Annotated in this window: 19 protein-coding genes; 10 read left to right on the top strand and 9 right to left on the bottom strand. The window is 58.3% G+C overall.

The window, feature by feature from the left end; translation table 11 throughout:
• Positions 1–2: 2 nt before the first annotated feature.
• From chrA to METLA_RS0119040, 4 genes are all read right to left on the bottom strand, one after another.
• Positions 3–1358: a chromate efflux transporter gene (gene chrA / locus METLA_RS0119055; protein ID WP_024300076.1), complete on the bottom strand. Its 1356-nt coding sequence runs from the start codon at positions 1356–1358 to the stop codon at positions 3–5.
• Positions 1359–1506: 148 nt separating this feature from the next.
• Positions 1507–2025 (bottom strand): O-acetyl-ADP-ribose deacetylase, encoded by a 519-nt coding sequence (locus METLA_RS0119050; protein ID WP_024300075.1) that lies wholly within the window; start codon positions 2023–2025, stop codon positions 1507–1509.
• A 112-nt stretch (positions 2026–2137) separates the two neighbouring features.
• Positions 2138–2749 carry a hypothetical protein gene (locus tag METLA_RS0119045; protein ID WP_024300074.1) on the bottom strand — a complete coding sequence of 204 codons (612 nt, stop codon included), beginning with the start codon at positions 2747–2749 and terminating at the stop codon, positions 2138–2140.
• Between the two features lie 167 nt (positions 2750–2916).
• Positions 2917–3930 (bottom strand): efflux RND transporter periplasmic adaptor subunit, encoded by a 1014-nt coding sequence (locus METLA_RS0119040; RefSeq protein ID WP_024300073.1) that lies wholly within the window; start codon positions 3928–3930, stop codon positions 2917–2919.
• A 192-nt stretch (positions 3931–4122) separates the two neighbouring features.
• Between METLA_RS0119040 and METLA_RS0119035 the strand changes: the two genes are divergently transcribed.
• The 4 genes from METLA_RS0119035 (at position 4123) to METLA_RS0119020 (ending at position 7470) form a co-directional block, all read left to right on the top strand.
• Entirely contained in the window at positions 4123–4359 is a 237-nt protein-coding gene (locus METLA_RS0119035) for a TIGR02647 family protein (RefSeq protein ID WP_024300072.1), read from the top strand.
• Positions 4360–4436: 77 nt separating this feature from the next.
• On the top strand, positions 4437–5126 hold the full coding sequence (locus METLA_RS0119030; protein ID WP_024300071.1) for an O-methyltransferase: 690 nt from the start codon (positions 4437–4439) through the stop codon (positions 5124–5126).
• Between the two features lie 6 nt (positions 5127–5132).
• A complete protein-coding gene (locus tag METLA_RS0119025; protein ID WP_024300070.1) occupies positions 5133–6275 on the top strand; it encodes a HupE/UreJ family protein in 1143 nt (380 codons plus the stop codon).
• Positions 6276–6297: 22 nt separating this feature from the next.
• Complete coding sequence (locus tag METLA_RS0119020; protein WP_024300069.1) at positions 6298–7470, top strand: tetratricopeptide repeat protein; 1173 nt, start codon at positions 6298–6300, stop codon at positions 7468–7470.
• Positions 7471–7634: 164 nt separating this feature from the next.
• On the opposite strand, the gene METLA_RS0119015 is transcribed toward METLA_RS0119020, so the two are convergent.
• Positions 7635–8753 carry a DUF4331 family protein gene (locus METLA_RS0119015; RefSeq protein ID WP_024300068.1) on the bottom strand — a complete coding sequence of 373 codons (1119 nt, stop codon included), beginning with the start codon at positions 8751–8753 and terminating at the stop codon, positions 7635–7637.
• A 391-nt stretch (positions 8754–9144) separates the two neighbouring features.
• Here METLA_RS0119015 and mnmH point away from each other — a divergent pair, with 391 nt between their 5' ends.
• From mnmH to ppdK, 4 genes are all read left to right on the top strand, one after another.
• The gene (mnmH, locus tag METLA_RS0119010; protein ID WP_024300067.1) at positions 9145–10230 is read left to right on the top strand and encodes a tRNA 2-selenouridine(34) synthase MnmH; all 1086 of its coding nucleotides are present in this window, start codon (positions 9145–9147) and stop codon (positions 10228–10230) included.
• Complete coding sequence (selD, locus tag METLA_RS0119005) at positions 10223–12484, top strand: selenide, water dikinase SelD (RefSeq protein WP_024300066.1); 2262 nt, start codon at positions 10223–10225, stop codon at positions 12482–12484. The genes mnmH and selD overlap by 8 nt, the downstream gene beginning before the upstream one ends.
• A 127-nt stretch (positions 12485–12611) precedes the next feature.
• Positions 12612–13049, top strand: coding sequence for an NUDIX domain-containing protein (locus METLA_RS0119000; protein WP_024300065.1), 438 nt, complete (start codon positions 12612–12614; stop codon positions 13047–13049).
• A gap of 81 nt (positions 13050–13130) precedes the next feature.
• Positions 13131–15881, top strand: coding sequence for a pyruvate, phosphate dikinase (ppdK, locus tag METLA_RS0118995; protein WP_024300064.1), 2751 nt, complete (start codon positions 13131–13133; stop codon positions 15879–15881).
• 57 nt (positions 15882–15938) lie between these two features.
• On the opposite strand, the gene METLA_RS0118990 is transcribed toward ppdK, so the two are convergent.
• Positions 15939–16841 carry a TIGR01777 family oxidoreductase gene (locus METLA_RS0118990; protein WP_024300063.1) on the bottom strand — a complete coding sequence of 301 codons (903 nt, stop codon included), beginning with the start codon at positions 16839–16841 and terminating at the stop codon, positions 15939–15941.
• A 191-nt stretch (positions 16842–17032) separates the two neighbouring features.
• Between METLA_RS0118990 and METLA_RS0118985 the strand changes: the two genes are divergently transcribed.
• Positions 17033–17707: a transaldolase family protein gene (locus METLA_RS0118985; RefSeq protein ID WP_024300062.1), complete on the top strand. Its 675-nt coding sequence runs from the start codon at positions 17033–17035 to the stop codon at positions 17705–17707.
• Here the strand turns inward: METLA_RS0118985 and METLA_RS0118980 are convergent, their stop codons facing one another.
• From METLA_RS0118980 to METLA_RS0118965, 3 genes are all read right to left on the bottom strand, one after another.
• Positions 17708–18748 (bottom strand): MJ1255/VC2487 family glycosyltransferase, encoded by a 1041-nt coding sequence (locus METLA_RS0118980; RefSeq protein WP_024300061.1) that lies wholly within the window; start codon positions 18746–18748, stop codon positions 17708–17710.
• A gap of 328 nt (positions 18749–19076) precedes the next feature.
• Positions 19077–20384 carry a lysophospholipid transporter LplT gene (lplT, locus tag METLA_RS0118970; protein WP_198408481.1) on the bottom strand — a complete coding sequence of 436 codons (1308 nt, stop codon included), beginning with the start codon at positions 20382–20384 and terminating at the stop codon, positions 19077–19079.
• Positions 20385–20397: 13 nt separating this feature from the next.
• Positions 20398–21192, bottom strand: a complete 795-nt coding sequence (locus tag METLA_RS0118965; protein ID WP_024300059.1) for a UDP-2,3-diacylglucosamine diphosphatase — start codon at positions 21190–21192, stop codon at positions 20398–20400.
• 436 nt (positions 21193–21628) lie between these two features.
• On the opposite strand from METLA_RS0118965, the gene METLA_RS0118960 reads away from it, so the two are divergent.
• Positions 21629–23599 carry a diguanylate cyclase domain-containing protein gene (locus METLA_RS0118960; RefSeq protein ID WP_161635431.1) on the top strand — a complete coding sequence of 657 codons (1971 nt, stop codon included), beginning with the start codon at positions 21629–21631 and terminating at the stop codon, positions 23597–23599.
• Positions 23600–23670 lie beyond the last annotated feature (71 nt).

Here is a 23670-nt window from a genome sequence, read left to right as displayed (position 1 = left end):
CGTCAAGCCAGCCAGATACGGACGACGGTAACGGCCAAGCCCGCCGCGCCGCAGGCCGCGATTACCGGAATCACCCCGACCTTGTAACGCAACAGCACCAGCAGCGCGCCGGCGCCGATCAGCGCCGAGATGAAGTCGAAGCGCCCGGAGAGGCCCTGCGGCCAGAACACATGAAAGGCGAAGAACACGGCCAGATTCAGGATCACGCCGACCACCGCGGCGGTGATGCCGGTCAGCGGCGCGGTGAATTTGAGATTGCCGTGCGTCGACTCGATCAACGGCGCGCCGGCCAGGATGAACAGGAAGCTCGGCAGGAAGGTGAAATAAGTGACCACGAAGGCCGCCGCCGCGCCCGCGAGAAAGCGCTGCTCGGGTCCGAATAGCGTCTCGCCCCAGCCGGCGACGAAACCGACGAAGGAGACGACCATGATCAAGGGGCCCGGCGTGGTTTCGCCGAGCGCCAGGCCGTCGATCATTTGCTCGGGGCTGAGCCATTGAAAATGCTCGACCGCGCCCTGGTACACATAAGGCAGCACCGCATAAGCGCCGCCGAAAGTCAGCAAGGCGGCCTTGGTAAAGAACCAGCCCATTTGCGTCAACGCCCCGTCCCAGCCGTAGCGCGCGCACAAAAAACCCAGCATGCCGCCCCATAGGATCACCCCGGCCATTAGCACTTGGGCGAGGCGCTGCCAGCGAAAACGCGCATGTTCCGGCGTCGGCGTGTGATCGTCGATCAACGCCGGACCGTAACTTCGCTGGGCGGCGCCATGACCGCCGACCGCGAATTTTTCGGGTGCCCACTTGCCGCCGATTGCACCCAGCACCGCCGCGCTCAACACGATCAACGGAAACGGCGCATGCAGCAAGAAAATCGCCAAAAACGCCAGCGCCGCAATCGCCCAGAGCAGCGTATTTTTAAGCGCCCGCGTCCCGATGCGGTAGGCCGCGAACAGCACGATCGCGGTCACCGCGGGCTTGATGCCGTACAGCATTCCGGCCACGGCCGGCACTTGCCCCCAGGCCAGATAAATCCAGCTCAATCCGAGCAGAATGAACCATGAAGGCAGCACGAACAGCGTGCCGGCGATCACCCCGCCCCAGGTCCGATGCATCAGCCAGCCGATGTATGTCGCCAATTGCTGTGCTTCGGGGCCGGGCAGCAGCATGCAGTAATTCAGCGCATGCAAATATCGCCGCTCGGAAATCCAGCGCTTGTTCTCGACCAAATCCTGGTGCATGATCGCGATCTGACCGGCGGGCCCGCCGAAGCTGATAAAACCGAGTTTGAGCCAATAGCCGAAGGCCTGACGCAGCGTCACGGGCTGGGGCGGCGTCTGGGACGAATCGGGTGAATTCATGATGCGCTTCCTGAAGCGTAGTTTGATTGATGGAAGCCGCGGCATCGCTCGGGCTGCTCAGGGCGGCCCGAGCGATGCCGCCAGCTTGAATCTGCGAATTATAACCAAACCCGCCCCAGACCTGACGCGAATCTTGCGGTGTTTTGATTCAGGCTTGATTTGAAGCAATCAGTTTTTGATAAACGGCCAGATCGACCGCAGAGAAACAGCAGAAAACGACCTCCTCGATCGAGGGAAGACGGCCGACCGCCGCCACGACAGCCCGATAAGCCACTTGCGCGGCCAAATCGGCCGGATAGCCGTAAACGCCGGTGCTGATGCCGGGAAACGCGAGGGTGCGAAGCTGATGCTCGGCGGCAAGCTCCAGCGCGCGCCGGTAACACGAGGCCAGCAGTTCGGGCTCATGGCGGGTTCCCCCATGCCAGATGGGGCCGACCGTATGGATCACATGACGGGCCGGCAGGTTGTAACCCTGGGTCAGCTTCGCATCGCCGACCGCGCAGCCGCCCAGCGTCCGGCATTCCCGCAGCAATTCGGGCCCCGCCGCGCGATGAATCGCGCCGTCAACGCCGCCTCCGCCGAGCAGGCTGGAATTGGCCGCATTGACGATCGCATCGACCGCCAGCGTGGTGATGTCGGCCTGTAAGGCGATAAGTTTTGCAGTCATCCGTCACTCCGACAATAAATGCACGCATGAAACCGACTCAAGAAAACCGCACCCGATTTCCCCATCCATTTTTTCGTGCCTTTCGGGTTTTTCGTGGAAATTAATCGCGCGCCTACCAACCGCCGCCCAAATCATAGATTGCATCCTTCACCAGGCCGGTGCCGATCGCGATCATCAAAATATCGGACGCGACCCGCACAAAACGGTAGCCCGGAGGCGGATACCCGAGCCCCGCCAGCACGGGCGGCGGCACATCGTAATAAATCACATTGCGCGGCAAGGGCCGGCCGATCACCCATTTTCTTGCCTGACCGGGCGGCATGCAGCCGTTGTGTTTCTTGGCCAGCCCCGGAGGGCAACGGCCGCCGCGGTATTCGTCATGGTAATAATTGTAAACGCTCGTGCGGTGCTGGTCGCCGAAGTATTCTCCCCCGCTATAGCGAGGCCCCTCGTAGCGCCGGTCACCACGACGATCCGCATGATCGCTATCCCGCTGATTCCGATAGCGGCTGTCGCCGTTCCAATCGCGCCGATCATTTTCCCTATCGTAACGCCCTCTGTCGGAATAATCCCGTCTATCCGGCCAAGGCTGATCCTGCTGATTTTTCCCGCCGTGTGGATTGCCGGCCCATGACGGCTTGTCCGCGAGCGCAGGATTTGCGGCCAACGCCGCAGCGGCCACCACTAACGCGAGGCATTGAGTTTGAAAAGCCGATGTCGCCATGATCTGTCCCCTCACTGGATTTGAAACATTGAATCGTTAGACCGCTTGCCGGATTATCTCCCCGACGCCTGCGCGCAACGGCCTTTTTACTTGAGTTTCAGCATAAACCTCGACGATGAATATTCGCTTAAAAGCTGCGTTTGTTGACTGTTGCTTGCGCCGTCGGTTCAATCATCCTCATCGGGTATTTGCGCGCGGAATTCCTCGGACAACAGCATTTGCCCGCCGACCGTCACGACTTCATCGCCGGGCTTCAGCGCGTCCCTGACAAAATAGCCTCCGGCCATCGGGGCATAATCTGCGAGCAAGCGCCGGCTGAAGACATCCTCGGCGGTTTTGACATAGACGAACGCCTGATCCAGCGACCAGATCAGCGCGGAGCCGGGTATCGCAACGCCGGCTTCCCGGGCGCGCCCTTCCGGCAGCCACACGCTGACCGTCATGCCGGGCCGGATGCGCTTACCGCCGGTGCGGAAAAAATAGCTCGCGCCCTGCACGGTCTGATCGATTTGCGGTGCGGGCGAAATATAAACCGCCTTCTCCGCCTGGCTTCGATTGCCTTCCGGATCGATAAAAACCGCCGCCTCGGCGGCGGGCAGCTCCTTGCCGGCCGGCAACGTGACCAGCAGCAAGGTCTCCTTGCCTGATACGAAATCGCCGAGGCGGTCCTTGTCGGACGCAAACGCCCAACCGGCAAGCTCGCTTCCCCAGGCCACCCTAGCCTCTTCGAGCACCGCATCGCTTTGCGCGCGCCGCGCTTCAAGCTGCGCCTTGTCGGTCTGCCAGAGCGATTGCTGCTCCTGTACGATCCGTTTCGCGGCAACTCCATGCCGGTATAAGTCTTCGGTGCGCCGGATGCTCTGCCCGGACTGCGTCAGCCTTGCATTGGCGCTCTGCTGCTCGGATAAAGCGACCCGGTACTGGCTTCTGATCGTCACCAGCGCCTGAACATTGATCGCCTTGCCGTAGGCGGCGAACTCCGGCTGATAAGCGGCCGGCTGCACTTTGATGATCTCCAATCCGACCAGTTTTTGCTTTTCCTGATCAAGCTCGACCACCGGCAGACCGGCCTCTGCCTCCGGCTTGACCGCTTCCGCCTCACCCTCGGCGGCCGATACCGGAACGCCGAGCGGACACAGCGCGGCAAGGAGCAGAAACAGGCGGAAAGCAGAGGTCGACATCAGGCAACGCTTGGGCTGGAGACAAGGCTCATAGCATAGCCGGTATGCTGCCGGGCGTAAACCTGAAGGGAATACTCGAGATCATGTCTTGAACGGTTTGAACAGGCATAGCAAATTCGGGTTACAATGCGAAGACAAACTGATCGCTGCGGCAAGGCAGCATTTCCCCCTACTGAAAAAGGAGCGTTTCCCGTGCTTTACACCCCAGAAATCGTCGAAGAGCTGAACGTGCTGACCCGTTATAATCTGACCACCACCCTAGAAGGCATCAAGGTTCATAAAAATGCCGATCCGGGCGTGATCGCAGCGACCCTGCGCCTGTTCCATAAAGGCCTGGTGACTCAGGAAGACGGCGGCTATCTGACCGCGCTCGGCCGCGAAACCGCCGAACACGCGCAGGCGGCACTGGATATTCTGACCGCGGCTTGATAGATTAATCAGGCCTTAGCGTGAAGGGGGGATTATGCCCCCCTTGTTCCGTCGATCATTTGACTCACTCACTGCCGATGCCCGATAGTACATCCCCCAAACCATCCAGCTCGATCGCCTTGATTCCGGTAGACCCCGCGATCGAAAACTATATGCGCGGCCTGCTCGGACGCACCGACGCTCCGGTGCTGCACGACATGGAAGCATTGGCCGCCCGGAGGAATTTCCCGATCGTCGGTCGTCTGGTCGGGGTGTTTCTGGAAGCGCTGGCCAAATCGGTCAACGCAAGGCGCGTGTTTGAGTTCGGCAGCGGCTACGGCTATTCGGCCTACTGGTTTGCCAAGGCGGTCGGCCCCGAAGGCCGCGTCGTCTGCACCGACGGCGATCCGCAAAATCTTCTCCAGGCCGAACGCTTTTTGCAAGAGGCCGGCTTATGGGACCGGATCGACTTCCACACCGGCTTCGCGCAGGACATCTTCGCTCAAACCGACGGGCTATTCGACATTTGCTATAACGATGTCGACAAAGGCGGCTACCCGGAAGTCTGGCGCCTCGCGAAAGACCGCATCCGCCCCGGCGGCCTCTATATCGCCGACAATGTGCTCTGGCACGGCCGCGTCGCGGTCGAGGAGTTTACCGACATCGCGCCCGGCTGGACCGAAGCGATACGCGAACATAACGCGTTGATCTTCGACGACCCCGATTTCGATGCGTACATCAACCCGACACGGGACGGCGTGATCGTCGCGCGCAAATTGGACCGCTAACCCCCTATGCCGGCCCGCCTCGTCTTCTGCTTGCTGATCCTGGTTTACACGCCGCTCCTGCATGCGCACAAGGCCAGCGACAGCTATCTGACCCTGAAAGTCGCGGGCGACCGCATCGACGGACGCTGGGACATTGCGCTGCGCGATCTCGATTACGCGCTCGGCCTCGACAGCGATGACAACGGCGAAATCACCTGGGGCGAGGTGCGCCGCCGCCGCGCTGCGGTTTTCGACTACGCGCTGAGCCGGCTGAACCTGAGCGGCGGCAATCCCCCCTGCCCGCAGCAAGCCGGCGACTATTTTATCGACAGCCATACCGACGGCGTCTATGCGGTGCTGATGTTTACGGCCGTTTGCGGCACGGCATTGTCTAACATCGGCGTCGACTATTCGCTGCTGTTCGATCTCGACCCGCAGCACCGCGGCCTCTTGCGCGTCGAATACGGCCAGGCGACGCATACGGCGGTGCTGAGCCCGACCCATCACAATCAGCCCATCGAGCTGGCCGAAGTCAAACCCGGCGCCGCCTTCCTGCAATACCTGAGGGAAGGCGTCTGGCATATCTGGCTCGGTTACGACCACATCCTGTTTCTGCTGAGCCTTTTGTTTCCGGCCGTACTGATCCGCCAGGAGCGGTCTTGGCGGCCGGCCGAACAGTTCCGCCCGGTGCTGCTCGAAGTCGTCAAGATCGTGACCGCCTTCACCGTCGCGCATTCCTTGACCTTGAGCCTTGCGACGCTCGGCGTGATCGAGTTGCCCTCGCGCTGGGTCGAATCGGCGATCGCGGCCTCGGTCGTGCTGGCGGCGCTGAATAATGTGTATCCCTTGATCAGCAAGAAATTGTGGCTGGTCGCCTTCGGTTTCGGGCTGATCCACGGCCTCGGCTTCGCGAACGTGCTGAAAGACCTGGGACTGCCGAACAACCTGCTGATCCTGGCCCTGCTCGCCTTCAACCTCGGCGTAGAGGCCGGCCAGCTCGCGATCGTCGCGGCGTTCCTGCCTGCCGCTTTTTTCTTGCGGCGCAGCTGGGGCTACCGCCAGCTGTTGGTCCATGCGGGATCTGTGCTGATTGTGTGCGTCGCGCTGATCTGGTTCGCGGAACGGGCGATGAACACCCAACTGGTCGACTGGGAGTCTTTGTTCAAATGAACGGCAGGAGCATGCCCGATAAATGAAACGCAAACTCGTCGCCGCGATCAGCGCGATCCTGCCCCTCCATCTGGCCCTTGCGGCCCCCTATAAACCCGATTATGACGCCCAGGTACTCGAGCACCTGCCGGCGGTATCCGGCCCCGCAAACCGGGAACTGCGCGCATTGCGCCAGCAATTGGCGGCCAATCCAGGCCGGACCGAACTCGCGCTCGATCTGGCCGAACGCTATATCGCGCGCGGCAAAGCCGAGGCTGACCCGCGCTATTATGGCTATGCCGAAGGCTTGCTGAAAGCCTGGCCCAAAACGCCGGAGCCGCCGCCGAAAGTGCTGCTGCTCGGCGCGCTGATCAAACAGCACCGGCACGACTTCGACGGCGCCTTGCAGGATCTTGATACGCTGCTGCGACGGCAGCCGGACAATGCGCAAGGCTGGCTGACCCGCGCGGTAATCCTTCTCGTGCAGGCCCGTTACCCCGACGCGCTGCAAAGCTGCGCCCCGCTGATCGAACTCGACGACGCCTTGCTGGCAGGCACCTGCCTGGCAGAGGTCAACAGCCTGATGGGACAGGCGCGAAAGAGTTATGATTTTTTGCAGGAGACGTTGGCCGATCAAGCGGAAGCCGGCGCCGAACAGCGGCAATGGACCCTGACCGTGCTGGCCGACATCGCCGCCCGTCTCGGCAAGCCCCTGGAAGCGGAAAAGCATTTTTCCGAAGCCATCCGCATCGATTACCCGAATGTTTATCTCTTCGGCGCCTATGCGGATTTTTTGCTCGATCAACACCAGCCACAGAAAGTGTTGTCGCTGTTGCAGGACAAAAGCCGGATCGATGCGCTGTTTTTGCGCAGCGTACAGGCCAAACAGCAACTCGGGAGCAGTAATCTGGCCCAGGCGACTCAAGAACTCGAGGCCCGCTTTGCGGCCAGCCGGATGCGCGGCGAAAACCTGCATCAGGGCGACGAGGCGCGCTTCATGCTGCATCTATTGAACAAACCCGAAGACGCCTTACGGCTGGCCCAAGCGAACTGGCAGGCGCAACGCGAACCGAAGGATGCGCGCATTTTGCTGGAAGCGGCATGGGCCGCGCAGGATGCAGAAGCCGCGAAACCGGTGCTCGATCTGTTGAGTGCAAGCGGAATGGAACATCCGCAGTTGCGGCAATTGGCCGCAGAAATCAGGCAACTGCGGTAGAGGGCGGCAAGGGATGGACGAAAGCGATAGAGTATGAGGGGACGGGATATGAGTCCCGCCCTCATGCTTTAATACCGGAAGGGAGCGAACAAACCTGAAGGGCGGATTGAATAATCCGCCCTTCATCAGCTTAGGCAAACGTCTTTGCGCCAACCCTAGCCGATTCAGGCATGCTGATGCTTGCAGCAGCGCCTGCGGCACCAGATCACCAGCCCTGCGATGAGTCCGACAAGGATCAGCCCCGGAATCACCACGAACTTCAGGATATAAGGCCAGCAGGATGGCGGCGGCGTTTGCGGTCTGGCCGGCCAAGGCTCTGCCAGATAAGGAAACTCGCTCAACAACGGCTTGTCGTTGACGGTCGCACGCGGCCACTGCTTGGTATCGATGAAGGCGTTTTCCTGCAACGGGCAATCGCCCTGGTTACAGGTCAGCAAGGCCACATCGTCGGTCAAGCGCCGGCCGTTCGGAAAGCCCGGTGCAAAGCGGTTCGTGTAAACCATCACATCCGGCACCATGTCGTAATGGCGGATCAGCAAACCGCTCAATTGATTCAACTGCGCCAGCGGAGGAATGCAGGCCAGGAAAAAATCCTGCAATTTCTTCCGGGATACGGCCTTTTCCTTGATCAAGGCGACATGCTGATTCGGATGCACCGTATTCAAAATGTCGAAGCGCCCCAATTGCGTCCGGTTCGAGCGGCCGACATGATCGATCTGCTTGCCGTCTTTAACGCTCTTGGATGTTCCCCACAACAGCCAGTCCTGCTGATTGGCCGGAAACGCGGCTTTCGGAATTTTCATCACCATCGTGACCACGTTCACGTTAAAGAAACGGGGGAAGATGAAAGGATCGTCGCGAACGCCGGTGTACATCACGATGCTTTCGGGATTCTTCAGGCCTTTGACGGTCTTGTCCTTCAGCGATGCATCGTCGTTCAGATGGAGCGTAATCTGAGCGTCGGCTTCGATCGTTTCGGGATTCACGATCGTGCCGCCGTAGCGAGCCTTATCTTCCGCGTTATCGAATTTGAGCTTGCTGTGCAGGTCGAAATGGACCGTATACTCGTAAGGCGCAAAATCATAGGGCGGCGCCGCGGTCAGGGAACGTCTGACATTGAAGACGACGATCATGTTGTCGCCTTCTGGATAAAAGAATAAGCCGGTAATATTCGGCTCCTGTGTCTTGGGATCAAGATTGATCGGATCGGCATGATCCGAAGCAATAGACAAGGAGGACACCAGCGATAACAACGAAAGCAATAGAATGCGCGCGTATAACATAACAACCCCTTTATTCTGTTAAAAATTTGGGTGGAGACTGCATGCGTCCGCGGCAGCTTAATACGAAATTTCTTATACTTTATTTAATCGATGGCGGCGTTGATTGGCGGCTAACTTGGGGCGCATGGCGCGTCATCATATACCCGTTCAAGTAATGATACAAGCCTCTAGCCAATTGAGCTGAACCCGCACCGGCACGACCGATCAAACTCAATTCGTTCTATGCACTATATCGACAGCATGACGCCGAAATCGCGAAGACATTCTGTAAAATGACCCGCTGCGATTTTTTGCTGTTACTATAAAGAGCATCGGCAATAACAGAGACGACTCTGTTCCGCCCAGACCACACAAGCCAAATTTTGGCCAAACCCCGTATCAAATACCCGCAATGAACAACCACCCCACCCTCCCCGCCTCCGAGGCTTTCAGACTCCTGAGCACGAACCATCGGCTGTCCGTGATCGATGTCAGGTCGGAAGGCGAATATCACAAGGCGCATTTTGCGAATACGGTCAATATCCCGATTCTTTCGGATGCCCATCGTCATGACGTCGGGTTGACCTATAAGACCGAAGGTTCGGAAGCGGCGAAGGTCTTGGGACACCAACTGGTCAGCGGGGACTATCAAGACGCGCTGATTCGCCGCTGGTGCGAGGCGATCAAAACACACGCCGAGGCGCCGGCCTTGCTTTTTTGCTGGCGCGGCGGCCTCAGGTCGCGCATCGCGCAGGACTGGATTTATCAACAGGGTCTGGAAGTGCTTCGCGTCGAGGGCGGTTATAAAGGTTTACGCCACGAAGCGCTGAAAGCGCTGGAAAATCCGGCGCCCTTTGTGATTCTTTCCGGTATGACCGGTTCCGGCAAAACCCGTTTACTGCACCGGCTCCCTAACTTCATCGATCTCGAAGCCCTTGCCCATCATCGCGGCAGCGCCTTCGGATCGCATTTCGGCACCAGCCAGCCGCAACAGGCAACCTTCGAGAACGGCCTGGCACAGGCGCTTTATCGGGTTGCGCCGAACTATGTGCTGGAAGATGAGAGCCCCAATATCGGCCGCTGCCATCTGCCCGACGATTTTTATGCGCGCATGACGACCGCGCCGATGGTCAGTATCGAAATCCCGGCGAGGCAACGCGCATTCGCGATCCATCAGGAATACATTCAAGCGCCTTTGGCCGGAGGCATGCGCCTGGAGGCGCTGGAACAAAGCTTTCTTTACAATATCGACAGGATCAAGAACAAGCTCGGCGGCCTGGAGTGCGACAAGATCAAGACACTGCTGACGCGGGCGTTCGTTATCGAAGCGTTGGCTGAAGACAGCACGGATGCGCATATGGACTGGATCGAACGTTTGCTGACCGCCTATTACGACAAGCAGTATCTCTATTCGCTGTCGTTAAAATCACGCAAGACTCTGTTTCAAGGTTCCTGGGAGGACTGTCTGGAATTTTTACGGACGCAGCCCCATGATTAACCGTACAATGCCGACCGTCTCGGACCTGGTCCTGCTCGGCGGCGGGCATGCCAACATCCAGGTGCTGAAAATGCTGGCGATGAATCCGATCGGCGGCCTTCGAATCACCCTGATATCCGACCAGACCCATTCGCCTTATTCCGGCATGCTGCCCGGCTATCTAGCGGGCTATTATGGCTATGAAGACTGCCATTTCGACCTCAGACGGCTCTGCGAAGAACTCGGCCAGCGTTTTATCAAGGCCAAGATCATCGGCATCGATCCCGAGCGAAAAAAGATCCAGTTGGAAAATCGCCCCGAAATCCGTTACGACTGCGCCTCGATCAATGTCGGCATCGCCCCCAGGCGCATCGAGAATCTGGCGCCGGCGTCCGCCGCGAAGCTGATCCCGCTCAAGCCGATTTCGCAATTCATCGCGCATTGGGACCGGCTGATCGCGGACCTGAAGGCTTATCAAGGCGCCGCGCCTTTGCCGCTGGCCGTGGTCGGCGCGGGCGCCGCGGGCGTCGAAATCGCGATCATCCTGAAAATGCTGATCGATCAAAATGACTGGAACGCCGAAGTCAGCTTGATTCACCGGCATGACTTCCTGGTTTCGGCCCAAGACACTCGCGCCCAGAAGCAACTGTCAACAACGCTCGCCGCCGCCGGCATCCGGGTTTTGCCGAATACCGAAGTGCTGCGATTGCAGGAAAACGGCCTGCGGCTGAAGGACGAGCGAGGCCAGCTACATACGCAAGAGGTTTACCGGGCATTGATCGCAACCCAGGCCGCCGCACCGCCGTGGTTTAATAGCTCGGGGCTGCCGGTCGACCCGGACGGCTTTGTAAAAGTCAGCGAAAAACTGCTCGTCGAGCATCAAGACGCCCTCTTTGCCGCCGGCGACTGCATTCATTTTGCGCCTTCGCCGCTGAAAAAGGCCGGCGTGTATGCGGTTCGGCAAGGCCGGATTCTTGAGCACAATATCCGCGCTTTTTTCACCCGCCAGGACGCGATGAAAACCTTCCGTCCGAAAAAAGCGGTGCTGTCCCTGATTACGGTCGGCGACCGCAAGGCGATCGCGCATCAGGACAGCGCATCGGTCCTGCACTGGCTGCCGCCATCGCTGTTATGGCGCGTCAAGGACACCATCGACCGGCGCTTCATGCAGCGTTTTCAGGCCCGAACCTTTGCGCTAAAACCTGCGCATTTCAATCCGGTGATGCCTCGGCCCAAGTTCACCTTGGTTCCTGAAGACTGGCAAGACAACACCTGCGGCGGCTGCGGCAGCAAATTGGCCGCCTCCACGCTGACCCAAAGCCTGAACCAGCTGACGATACCGCAGGACGATTCGGTATTGCTCGGCGTCAAGGACGGCGAAGACTGCGCGTTGACACGCTTTTCCGAGCAAGCCCTGTGCCTGCAAAGCCTCGACCAATTCCGCGCCTTCCTATCCGATCCCTTCGTATTCGGCCAAATTGCCGCCCAGCATGCGCTCAGCGATGTCTATGCGATGGGCGGCACGGCGAAGACCGCGCAAGTCGGTTTGACGCTCGCCCCCGCCACCGCAAGGATTCATCGGGAAGATATTTTTCAGCTGATGTCCGGCGTGCTGGATAGCTTGACCTCAAGCGGCGTTGCACTCGTCGGCGGCCACACCGGCGAAGGCGCCGAACTTGCGATCGCAATATCCGTCCAGGGCGAAGTCGGACCGCAGCAGGTGCTCAGAAAACAATTGACCCGAGCGGGCAACCGCCTGATTTTGACCAAACCGATCGGCACCGGCGTGATCTTTGCCGCCAACATGCTGGCCCAGGCGAACGGCAAATGGGTAGATGCGGCGCTTTTCAGCATGCTGCAATCGAACAAACTCGCGCTGGAAGCGATCCGCCCCTTCGACATTGCCGGCTGCACCGACATTACCGGTTTCGGCCTGTTGGGTCATGCGTTTGAAATGATCGGCAAAAACACGATAGGCGTCAAAATCGATTATCAGGCGATTCCGTTGTTCGACGGCGCCCGCGACTTATTTGCCAAGGGCTATTCGGCCTCGCTGGCCGAAAGAAATTACCAGTCCTTGCGGTCGGCCTTAAGCCCCGATCTGAACCCGGCAAATTTTCCCGCGCTGTTCGATCCCCAAACCAGCGGCGGGCTTTTGTTTTCGGTGCCCTTCGAACAGACGCAAGACTGTCTGCAAGCACTGTATCGAAGCCATGTCGTCAACGCCTGCGTGATAGGCGAAGTGATTGACCGGAACGCAATGATCGTCATGTGACGGAACCTAGGCAAACGCAATAAGCCGGGCCGCGGATCATCCGACGACGTTTCAACCTCTGTCTTGACCGAAACCGGACACACCGGGTTACAATCTGACTTCCTTCAGCTACTTTTCTCAGTAAGCCATGGCCAAACCCGTCACTCCCCTGATTGCCGCCGACATCCTCATCGAATTGATCGATCTTCCCGAACGGCCCTTCGTCTTGATCGAACGCGCGTTTCCGCCTTACGGCTGGGCGATACCGGGCGGCTTCGTCGATGTCGGCGAAACGGTCGAGCATGCCGCGATCCGCGAAGCGAAGGAAGAGGTCGGGCTCGATGTGCGCCTGACCGCCTTGCTCGGCATCTATTCGGACCCGAAACGCGATGCCCGCGGCCATACGGTCACCGCCTGTTATGTGGCCGAGGCGCACGGCATGCCGAAGGCCGCCGACGATGCGAAGAACTGCGCGATTTTCACGTTTGCGACTCTACCCGAATTACTGGCCTTCGATCATGCCGAGGTGCTGGCCGATTACCGGAATTATTTGGCGACCGGCAAGGTCACACCGTTGCGCCAGTAGCGAGCCAAGGCGGCACACCGCTGCCCCTAAGATACCGGCGCATCCTATCCGCATCGAAACGACCCAAGGGAGACCCGCCACATGGCAACGCAATATATCTTTTCTTTCCAGAACGGAGACGGTAAAAACAAGGCGCTGCTCGGCGGCAAGGGCGCGAATCTGTGCGAGATGACCCAAATCGGGCTGAACGTGCCGCCGGGTTTTGTGATCTCGACTGCCGCCTGCCTCGATTACCTTCGCGACCGCCGCCTGCCCGACGGCCTGATGGAAGGCGTCAAACGCCATATCGAAGCCATCGAGCAGACGACCGGCAAGCGCTTCGGCGGCAACAGCCTGCCGCTGCTGGTATCGGTGCGCTCGGGGTCGGCGATCTCGATGCCGGGCATGATGGACACGATCCTGAATCTCGGCCTGAACCGGGAGACGCTGCAAGGCTTGATCGAAGAAACAGGCGATCCGCGCTTCGGCTACGATGCCTACCGCCGCTTCATCCAGTTGTTCGGCAAGGTCGCGCTCGGCATTGCCGACGAAAAATTCGATCTGCATTTCGACAACGTCAAGAAACAGGCCGGCATCAAGGCCGATGTCGCGCTGGATGCCGACCATCTGAAGGAAATCAGCGACCTGTTCCTGCAAGTGGTCAAGGAAGAAACCGGCCGGCCGTTTCCGGAGGACGTGTACGAGCAGCTCGAACTTGCGATCAAGGCCGTTTTCGAATCCTGGATGGGGCGGCGCGCGGTCGATTACCGGCGCGAATTTCGGATCACCGAGAAGATGGCCAACGGCACCGCCGCGAACATCGTCACGATGGTGTTCGGCAACATGGGCAACGACTGCGCGACCGGCGTCGGCTTTACCCGCAATCCCGGCACCGGCGCGAACGAAATGTACGGCGAATATCTGGTCAATGCACAGGGCGAGGATGTGGTTGCCGGCATCCGCACTCCGAAGCCGGTGCAGGAGCTGACCCGGGAGATGCCGGACCTGTACCGCCAGCTGACCGAACTGCGCGACAAGCTCGAACAGCATTACCGCGAGGTGCAGGATTTCGAATACACGATCGAGCGCGGCGTGCTGTACTGCCTGCAAACGCGGAGCGGCAAGATGAACGCGGCCGCGATGGTCAGAACCTCGGTCGAAATGGTCAAGGAAGGCCTGATCAGCAAGGAGCGCGCGCTGCTGCGGATCAACCCCGAATTACTCGAGCAGTTGCTGCATCCTCAGCTCGACCCGCACAACAAGATACCGCCGCTCGCGCAAGGTCTGCCCGCATCGCCCGGAGCCGCCTGCGGCAAATGCGTCTTCGATGCCGACACCGCCGCAATGATGGGCAAGGCCGGTGAAAAAATCATCCTGCTGCGCGAAGAAACCAAGCCGGAAGACATCCACGGTTTCTTCGCCGCGCAGGGCATTTTGACCAGCCGCGGCGGCAAGACCTCGCATGCGGCGGTGGTCGCGCGCGGCATGGGCAAGGCCTGCGTTGCCGGCGCCGAGGACATCAAGGTCGACGTGCGGTCGCGGCGCGCGCTGGTCGGCGACGTGCTGATCCGCGAAGGCGACATCCTGACCATCGATGGCGGCAGCGGCCTGATCTATCTCGGCGAAATACCGACCGTCGCGCCGACCGTATCGTCCGAATTGCAGACCTTGTTGTCCTGGGCCGACAGCTACGCGGAGCTGAAGGTGTACGCGAACGTGGACACGCCCGAAGGCGCGAAGAAGGCGCTCGCTTACGGCGCGACCGGCATCGGGCTGTGCCGCACCGAAAGGATGTTCAACGCGAAGGAGCGCCTGCCGCTGGTCGTCGACATGATTCTGGCCGAAGACCCGGACAGCCGCGCCGCCGCGCTCGAGAAACTGCTGCCGATCCAGCGCGAGGACTTTGTGCAATTGTTCACCGCGATGGCCCCGCATCCGGTCACCGTGCGCCTGCTCGATCCGCCGATGCATGAATTTCTGCCCAGCGAACATCAACTGGAGGACGAAATTCAGGCCTTGAACAAATACGAGACCATGATCAAGGGCCAGCGCGTGACCCTCGAAACCTTGTCCGGGCACGACGTGCTGCCGGCGCCGTTCAACCTGCTCAGCGAGGACGTAATCGGCAAGGCGATCGCGAAAAAACAGCTGATGCTGAAAAAGGTCCGCGACCTCTCGGAAGTAAACCCGATGCTCGGCCATCGCGGCGTCCGCCTCGGCATGTCGTATCCGGAAATCTACAAGATGCAGATTCGCTCGGTGCTGGAAGCGGCGGCGATCTGCGCCCAACAGGGCCTCGCCATCGCGCCCGAGATCATGGTGCCGCAGGTGATTACGGTCGAGGAACTGAAGCGGGTGAACAAATATGTCGCCGAAGTCCGGCAGGAAACCGAAAGCCGCTACGGCCTGGTATTGAATTTCAAATTCGGCACGATGATCGAGACCGTACGCGCCTGCACGCGCGCCGGCCAGCTGGCCGAAGTGGCCGAATTCTTTTCGTTCGGCACGAATGATCTGACCCAGGCGACTTTCTCGTTCTCCCGCGAGGACGCGGAAAACAAGTTCTTGCCGCTGTACAACGAAGTCGGCCTACTCGAGGATAACCCCTTCGAGGTGCTCGACGTGAAAGGCGTCGGCCAGTTGATGAAGATGACCGCCGAATTCGGCCGCCGCACCCGGCCCGGCATCAAGATCGGCATCTGCGGCGAACAGGGCGGGCATCCGCAATCGATCCGCTTTTGCCACCATATCAAGCTGGATTATGTGTCCTGCTCCGCCCCGCGCATCCCGATCGCAAGGTTGGCGGCGGCGCATGCGAAACTGCTCGAACATGAGTTTTCCGAACAATCGTAGCCTCGATGCAGCGTAGCGAGATCGAGGGATAAAACCCTCGATCTCGCAAGACAGCATTTATTTCGCCGCCAACGCCGCCCGCAGCGCCCCGTCCAAATCGGGATAATGAAACTTGAAGCCCTGCTGCAACAAACGCTCCGGCAACACGCGCTGGCTGCCCAACACCAGCTCGGACATCTCGCCGAGCAGGCATTTCAACACGATCGCCGGCGCGGGAAACAGCGCCGGTCGATGCAGACGGCGCGCCAGCGTACAGGTAAACTCCCGATTCGTGACCGGATTCGGCGCGGTGGCATTGTAGGCTCCCTGCATCGATTCATCGGCGATCATCGTCAGCGCTATGTCGATCCAGTCCTGCCGGTGTATCCAGGACATCCATTGCCTGCCGCTGCCGAGCCTGCCGCCGAGTCCGAGACGGAAAGGCGGCAGCATGCGCTGCAATAAGCCGCCGTCTTCCGCAATCACCAGGCCGGTCCGCATCAGGCAGACACGCACGCCGAATTGCGCAGCCCGTCTGGCCGCCGCCTCCCAATCCGCGCATAAGCGATGCGAAAAATCGGGACAGCCGAGGGATTCTTCGGTCAGCTCCGCATCGCCCTGATCTCCGTAATAGCCGATCGCGGAGCCGCTGATCAACAACTTCGGCCTGACGCTCATTCGTTCGATGCAATCGACCAGTTGCTCGGTCAGAACGATCCGGCTTTTTCTGATCAACTGTTTGCGCGCCTCGCTCCAGCGCACGTCGAAGATCGGTGCGCCGGCCAGATTAACGATCACCTCGAATGACATCTCCGGCGCCAGAAAATCCACGTGGCCGAGCCCGAACACTTCCGGCCCGAACAATGGTTCGACAAGCTCCGGCGTCCGGCTCAGCACGGTCACGTGATGGCCTTCGCCAACCAGGGTTTTGACCAAGGCCTTGCCGATAAAGCCGGTGCCGCCGGTGACTAGAATTTTCATCTGAGCGCCCTCCTGATCAAATGGATGCCGTATCGTTCCGAATTGACTCGAAACGCAACGGGGATTTACTTCAATATACCAGAATCGCTGAAGACGCCAAGCCTGACGCGAAAAATCGAAAACGCTAAACAGACTTTGCCGGGGCAGCCCGCTCCGTTAAAATCTCCGCTTATTTGATCAGGACGTTTACCATGTTTGAGTTATATCTCGATACCGCCGACCTTAGCCAAATCGCGCGTTTCGGCGCCTCCCTGCCGGTGCGCGGCATCACGACCAATCCGTCGATCCTGGCCAGGGCGAATAGCGGCCTGACCGAATTGCTGCCGAAGGTCGCCGAGGTCTTGGGAAAGGAGGCCAGAATTCATGTGCAGGTGGTCAGCGAAAGCGCGGACGCGATGGTCAAGGAAGCCTTCAGCTTGCAGGAGCTGCCTTATGACATCGTGGTGAAGGTGCCGGCGACCGAGACCGGCCTGGCCGCAATCCGGCAAATGAAGGTGCGGAACATTCCGGTGCTGGCGACCGCGATTTACAGCGTGCAGCAGGGATTTCTGGCCGCGTTGTGCGGCGCCGATTACCTGGCGCCTTATGTGAACCGGATCGATGCGATAGGCGCAAACGGCGTCGGCGTGGTCGCCGACTTGCAGCACCTGCTCGACCGCCATCAACTTGCCAGCAAGCTGCTGCCGGCCAGCTTCAAAAATACCCAGCAGGTGCTGGAGGTACTAAAGGCCGGCGTCGCCTCGATCACGCTGCCGGCCGACATCGCCGCCGAGCTGTTCGCGCATCCTTCCGTGGAGCCGGCGGTGAATCGCTTCAGTCAAGACTGGCAAACCGTCTTCGGGCAAACCTTATCGTTTGAAAGCTAGCTAATCGTTCAATTGCAGCACGTTGACTTGGCTCCAGCCGGCCTCGATGAAATCTTCATCGACAGGCGGCATGCCGTTCAGCATCCAGCGCACCAGGATATTCGCGACATTCGGATAAGTGACCCTGACCCGGTGCGGATTTTCGAGCCAATGCGCGATCGCCTTCGCATCGAGCTCGTGCATGATGCGTCCATAGCCGAGCTGCTTTAGCGCGGCGGCGTTCGAGATTTGCTCCAGCTGCGAATGCAGCGGCTTGATCAGGATCTTCTTGCCCAATTGCAGCGCCTCGCTGACCAGTTCGAAGCCGGCGTTGCTGATGATGCCGGCGCAATCGTGCAGATCGTTATGGAAGCCTTCGCGCGACAAGGGTTTGACTTGAATATGCGCCGAAGGCGATGCGATCGCCGCCGGCGTATACAGCATAAAATCAAACGCCTTGAACGGCATCAACAGCCTGACCACATCAGTAGGATTCTCGAACGGCAGATATACGACGATCTTGTTCGCGGCGGACTGCTGCGGCGGCTCATGCGGCGCGATGATCGGCGGCAGGATAGGCTGGCCGAAATGATGCCAGTGCAGGCCGATATTCCGCCGCGTCGGCGCGAAATATTTCATCACGCTTGCGGCGATCACATCGCCGCCTTCGCGCGGTACGCGGTGATTGAACGCATACTGATGGCCGATGCCCAAAACCTTTTTGTTGCCGAGCTTGGCCGCCCAAGCGGTGACAGGTTCGAAATCGCTGAGCACCAGATCGTAACCGCCGAGATCCAGCGCCTTGACTTCCCTGACGAAATTGATCGGACGGGCGTCGCATGCGGTTTTCAGATAGCTGACATCGCCGTTCTGGGTATGAAAGGTCAACCCTTCCCTGACGTGGTAACCGTTGAAGATTTCCATATCGAAATACTTGGCCGCATCGCGTCCGCTAAACAGATAAGTCACCTCAACGCCGGCCTCGGCAAGCGCTTTGGCCATTTCGCGCGCGCGCGTGATATGGCCGTTGCCGGTACCCTGCACTCCATAAAATATTTTCATGCGGCTTTATTTTCCCTTTGCATCAGAAAATCCTTCCACTCCCCGGCTTTTGAGGCCAGGGTTTCCCAGTGCGTCACGGTCGTGTAATGCCATATCTTCTTGCTCATGTCGGATTGATATCCCGCGTAAAATAGCAAGCGTTGATGACAAAACGTTAACCGTTCGATGACGGTTTGATGAAGGCGACAGGAATGCGCTTGGGTTTGTTGGTCAACTTTGGCTGTTATCCGAAAGCAACGGTTGAACGGGTTGGACTAATAAATTTTTCGTGCCTTTCGTGTTTTTCGTGGACAATGCGGTAAATAGATGAGTCCTACAGCCGGACGGTTTACGGATTCAAGTCCTGGTCATGACGATGCCGATGATGGATCACGCCCATGCTGAGCGCGATAAACAAGCCGAACACGATCACGACCGTGTCGATCGAAAAGCCGGCCCGGATCATCAGCGAGTACGCGCCGAGCAGCAACAGAATGCTCAGGTTTTCATTGAAGTTCTGCACCGCGATCGAGTGACCGGAACCCATCAGCAAATGCCCGCGGTGCTGGAGCAAGGCGTTCATCGGAATCAAAAAGCTGCCGGCCAGTATGCCGATCAGGATCAGCAGCAAGGACGCGACCCGCCAGTCGGTCACCCAGACCATCGCCAACACGACCAGCCCCATCGCGATGCCGAGCGGCAAGACTCTGACCGCATGGGTGACCGGCACCGCTTTGGCCGCAATCACCGAACCGATCGCCAGACCGACCGCGACCATCGCGGTCAATTGCGTCGCCCGCTCCAGATCGAGTTCCAGCGCGGCGGCGGCCCAGGTCAGAATGATGAAACGCAGACTGGTGCCGACTCCCCAAAACAGCGAGGTGACCGCGAGCGACACCTGCCCCAGGGGATCTTTCCAGAGCATTCCGAGACTCAGGCAGAACTCCTTGACCAAAGACGCCGGATCGCGATGCGTCAACGCATGTTCGATCTTCAGTTTGGGGATGTAGACGTTCAGGACTGCCGCGATCAGATAAATCCCGAGGATCACCAGAATCGCGAATTCGGGCGCGGTATCGATGCCGCCGTTGAACGCCAGTTCGCTAAGGTGCTGCACGATCTGCGCCTCGACCCGAGGGCCGATCAGTACGCCGCCGAAAATCGCGCCCAAAATGATCGCCGCGACGGTCAGCCCTTCCATCCAGCCATTGGCCCAGACCAGCCTTTCGAGCGGCAGACACTCGGTCAGAATGCCGTATTTCGCCGGCGAATACAGCGCCGCGCCGAGGCCGACAAAGCCGTAAGCGATCAAGGGATGCAGGCCGAACAACATCGCCAGGCAGCCGACGATCTTGATGCTGTTGCTGATGAACATCACCTGGCCTTTCGGCAAGGCATCCGCATAGGCGCCGACAAACGGTGCCAACAGAATGAACGCGAACACGAAAAATTGTTGCAGCACCGGGATTTGCCAGGCCGGCGCCGCCATCGATTTGAGCAGCGCGATCGCCGCGAACAGCAGCACGTTATCGCCGAGGGAGGAAAAAAACTGCGCGGCCAGAATCGTGTAAAAACCGCGCGTCATCGGAAGCGCTGCGCCCGCGGGAGTCGCGGCAACAGGATTCAGGGCGGTAAAAGGGTTTGAGGTTTTATGCATGGGGGCCTGCCGGTCAGTCATGAACACTCGTTTCGAGAGGCCTTTGCGCTGCCAGCACGGGCTCTTCTTTCTTGATCCAGTGCAGCAATTCCAGCTCGCCATTGAAATGCTCGACGATCGCGGTGCAGCTTTCGACAAAATCGCCGGTATTGACATACAAAAACCCTTCCATCTCCTTGATTTCGGCATGATGGATGTGGCCGCAGATCACCCCGTCCAGCCCCTTGTCGCGCAAGGTGCTGACGATGCTTTTTTCGTATTCGGATATGAATTGCACGATATTCTTGACCTTGAACTTCACAAACGCGGCCAGCGAAAAATGCGACTGAATCCCGAGCCAGCGCCGGATCGTCCGCAAGATGCGATTGATCCAGAGCAGAAAGTCATAACTCACGCTGCCCAGTTTGGCGATCCACTGATGGTATTGGGCGATCGTGTCGTACTCGTCGCCATGCACGACCAGGAACTGCTTGCCCTTGGAGGTGGTGTGCACATCCATGTTTTTGACCTCGATATCGCCGAACACATAATTGTTGTAATCCCTGACATTTTCGTCATGGTTACCGGGCACATAAATGATCTGCGTGCCGTGCCGCGCTTTCCTGAGCACTTTCTGGATCACCGTATTGTGATCGCGCGGCCAGTACATTTTCTTCGACAGCGCCCAGAAATCGATGATGTCGCCGACCAGATACAGCTTTTCGCTGTCGTTGTGCTTCAAAAAATCGAGCAGCACATCCGCCTGGCATTGCGTGGAGCCGAGGTGCAGATCTGAAATCCAGATGGTTCGGTAAGAGATGTTGTCCATAGGCAATTGATGTTTCTTGTGATCTCAGCGCAGACCGATGCGGCATTGCCGATGCATGCTGCCGCATCGCCTCCTCAACGGTTTACAGTCTGCGCGATGCTAACAGAGACAAATGAAAGTTATGTGACAGGCGGAACGGTGAACCTTCGATAGGCTCGAAAGATGGGCACTAACCCTGTTAGAGTTTTATCAAAAACTGGAAAATAAGCGGCTTATATGTTAAAAATAACTTAACGCCACAAGTCTTGGTCATCGATAGCTCTCGGCAACAACCAGACGACGGCAACCCGGAGATTAACGAATTCTTTCGCATTCTTTTGAACGCCACCGCCGGTTATCTATCTTAGTAACAAAAGGAACAGAACCGGTTTTTTAACAATTTCCAAGCAAATTTTTTGGCGGCATGCCATTTCAAATCAGATCGCAACTTATCAAAATGGTTTTTCTCATTGCAATGTGCCTGCTGGCCAATAGTGCATTTGCGGGCACATCCACCGAACTGCGGTCGAGCAGCCAGACTTCGGCGCCTTATTCGCTAGAGCTGAGCGCAAAAGAAAAAGTTTGGCTTGCACGCCATAAAACAATCCGGGTCGCTTTCGACGACTCCCTGCCGCCTTACAGTTTTGTTGATCAAAACGGAAAGTTCAGCGGCATCGCAGTCGACATTTTCAATGCGCTCAGTCAAAAACTCCCGATCCGCTTTGAACATCAGCCGCGAAAAAGCTGGAATCAGATCTACAGAGCCGTTGCCGAACGTCGCACGGATATTGTGGCGACCATGGTGGACCGGCCGGAACGCCGCTTATTATTTAATTTTACCCACCCCTATCTGACCAAATCCCTGGCCATCATCACCCGGAAAAATGACACGGCGATCAAAAAGCCCAGTGATCTTGCCGGAAAAACCGTCGCCTATATCCTTAACTATCAATATGCCGAGGGCATCAAAAAAAAGCATCCGTCCATCAAACCCCATGTCGTGAAGTCGATGCGGGAATGTCTACAATCGGTCAGCACGAAAAAAGCGGATGCCTGCATCACCTTTGTCGGCACCGCCAGTTATTTACAAACCGAATACCGATTAAGCGACATCAAATTTGCGGGCTTTTATGAACGCCGTACCGCCGATGAAAGCATTGCGGTGCGCGGCGATTGGCCGATACTGGCCGGTATTATGCAAAAAGGGCTGGATGCCTTAAGCGAAGCCGAAATGAACGCGATCTATTTCAAATGGGTGCCGCCGCCCGCTGTGGCCCCTGTCGTAGCCAAAGAAAGCCCAGCCCCAAAAAGCATCGTGCACACCATCAAGACCGCTCCTCCCCGCCGCGAAGAGAATTATTGGCTATCCACCTGGCCATTGCTCGCGGTTGTCGGCGTGGTCGGCTTATGGACCCTGCGCGTCCGGCTCCATCACCGGCATCCGGTACCGCCACCGCAGAATCCCTTCTCGCCAGACTCTCAGACCGTAACGGCCTCTCCGAACGATTTTGAAGAGATGCTGCTGAAACGCGCAACCGAACTGAAAAACCGCGATACCCGGTTTCGCAATCTGATCGAAAATCAGAGCAAAAATTATTTTTTCTTTCAGTGCGACAAGCAGAGCAAAATCACTTATGTCAGCCCCTCCGTCTCGGCAATACTCGGCTATAACCCCGAAAAATTCATCAGCACTTTTCAGAATCGTATTACCGACCATCCGGAAAACATAAGAATCAGCAGGCTGCTGGAGTTATGCCGCCAGGGCAAGCCCTGCCCGCCCTATGCGCTTGAAGTCTATGACAGCGACAACGAACGGCGCTGGCTCGAAATCACCAGCGAGCCGGTTTATGACGAGTTCGGCAACTGCATCGGCGTGGACTGCCTGGTTTTCGAAATCACCAAACGCAAACAGGAAGACGAACGCCTCATCTGGCTGTCCTTCCATGACGAACTTACCGGCCTTGCCAACCGCCGGATGTTGGTCGATCGTTTACAACAGTCGATCACGATGGCGCATCGCAGTCGGGTGTCCTTGGCGGTGCTTTTTCTGGATCTGGACGGATTCAAATCGGTGAATGATAAGATGGGTCACGCGGCAGGCGATTATGCGCTGAAGGAAGTGGCGATAAAGCTCTCGGGGATAGTGCGAGACTCCGATACCGCCGCGCGTTTAGGCGGCGACGAATTTGCCTTGTTGCTGCCGGACGGCGACGAGGCAGCCGCGACTGCGGTCGCGAAAAAAATCGTGGACACCCTGAATAAACCGATCGCTTACGGCGAGACCTCGATACAATTTGGCGTCAGCATCGGCATCGCCCTCTACCCCCGCCACGCTACCGACAGTGATGCATTGCTGCACTATGCCGATGCCAGCATGTATTATGCTAAACAAAAACGGCTGGGCTATTCGTTTCAGGCGGAAAGTTGAGAACTGCTGTGATGCATCGTCCACAAAAAACACGAAAGGCACGAAAAATTTCATAGCACCCTCCGTTCAAC

Origin of the sequence: Methylomicrobium lacus LW14 (assembly GCF_000527095.1) — a bacterium.
GTDB lineage: Bacteria > Pseudomonadota > Gammaproteobacteria > Methylococcales > Methylomonadaceae > Methylomicrobium > Methylomicrobium lacus.
This window is presented reverse-complemented; position numbering and strand designations above follow the sequence as displayed.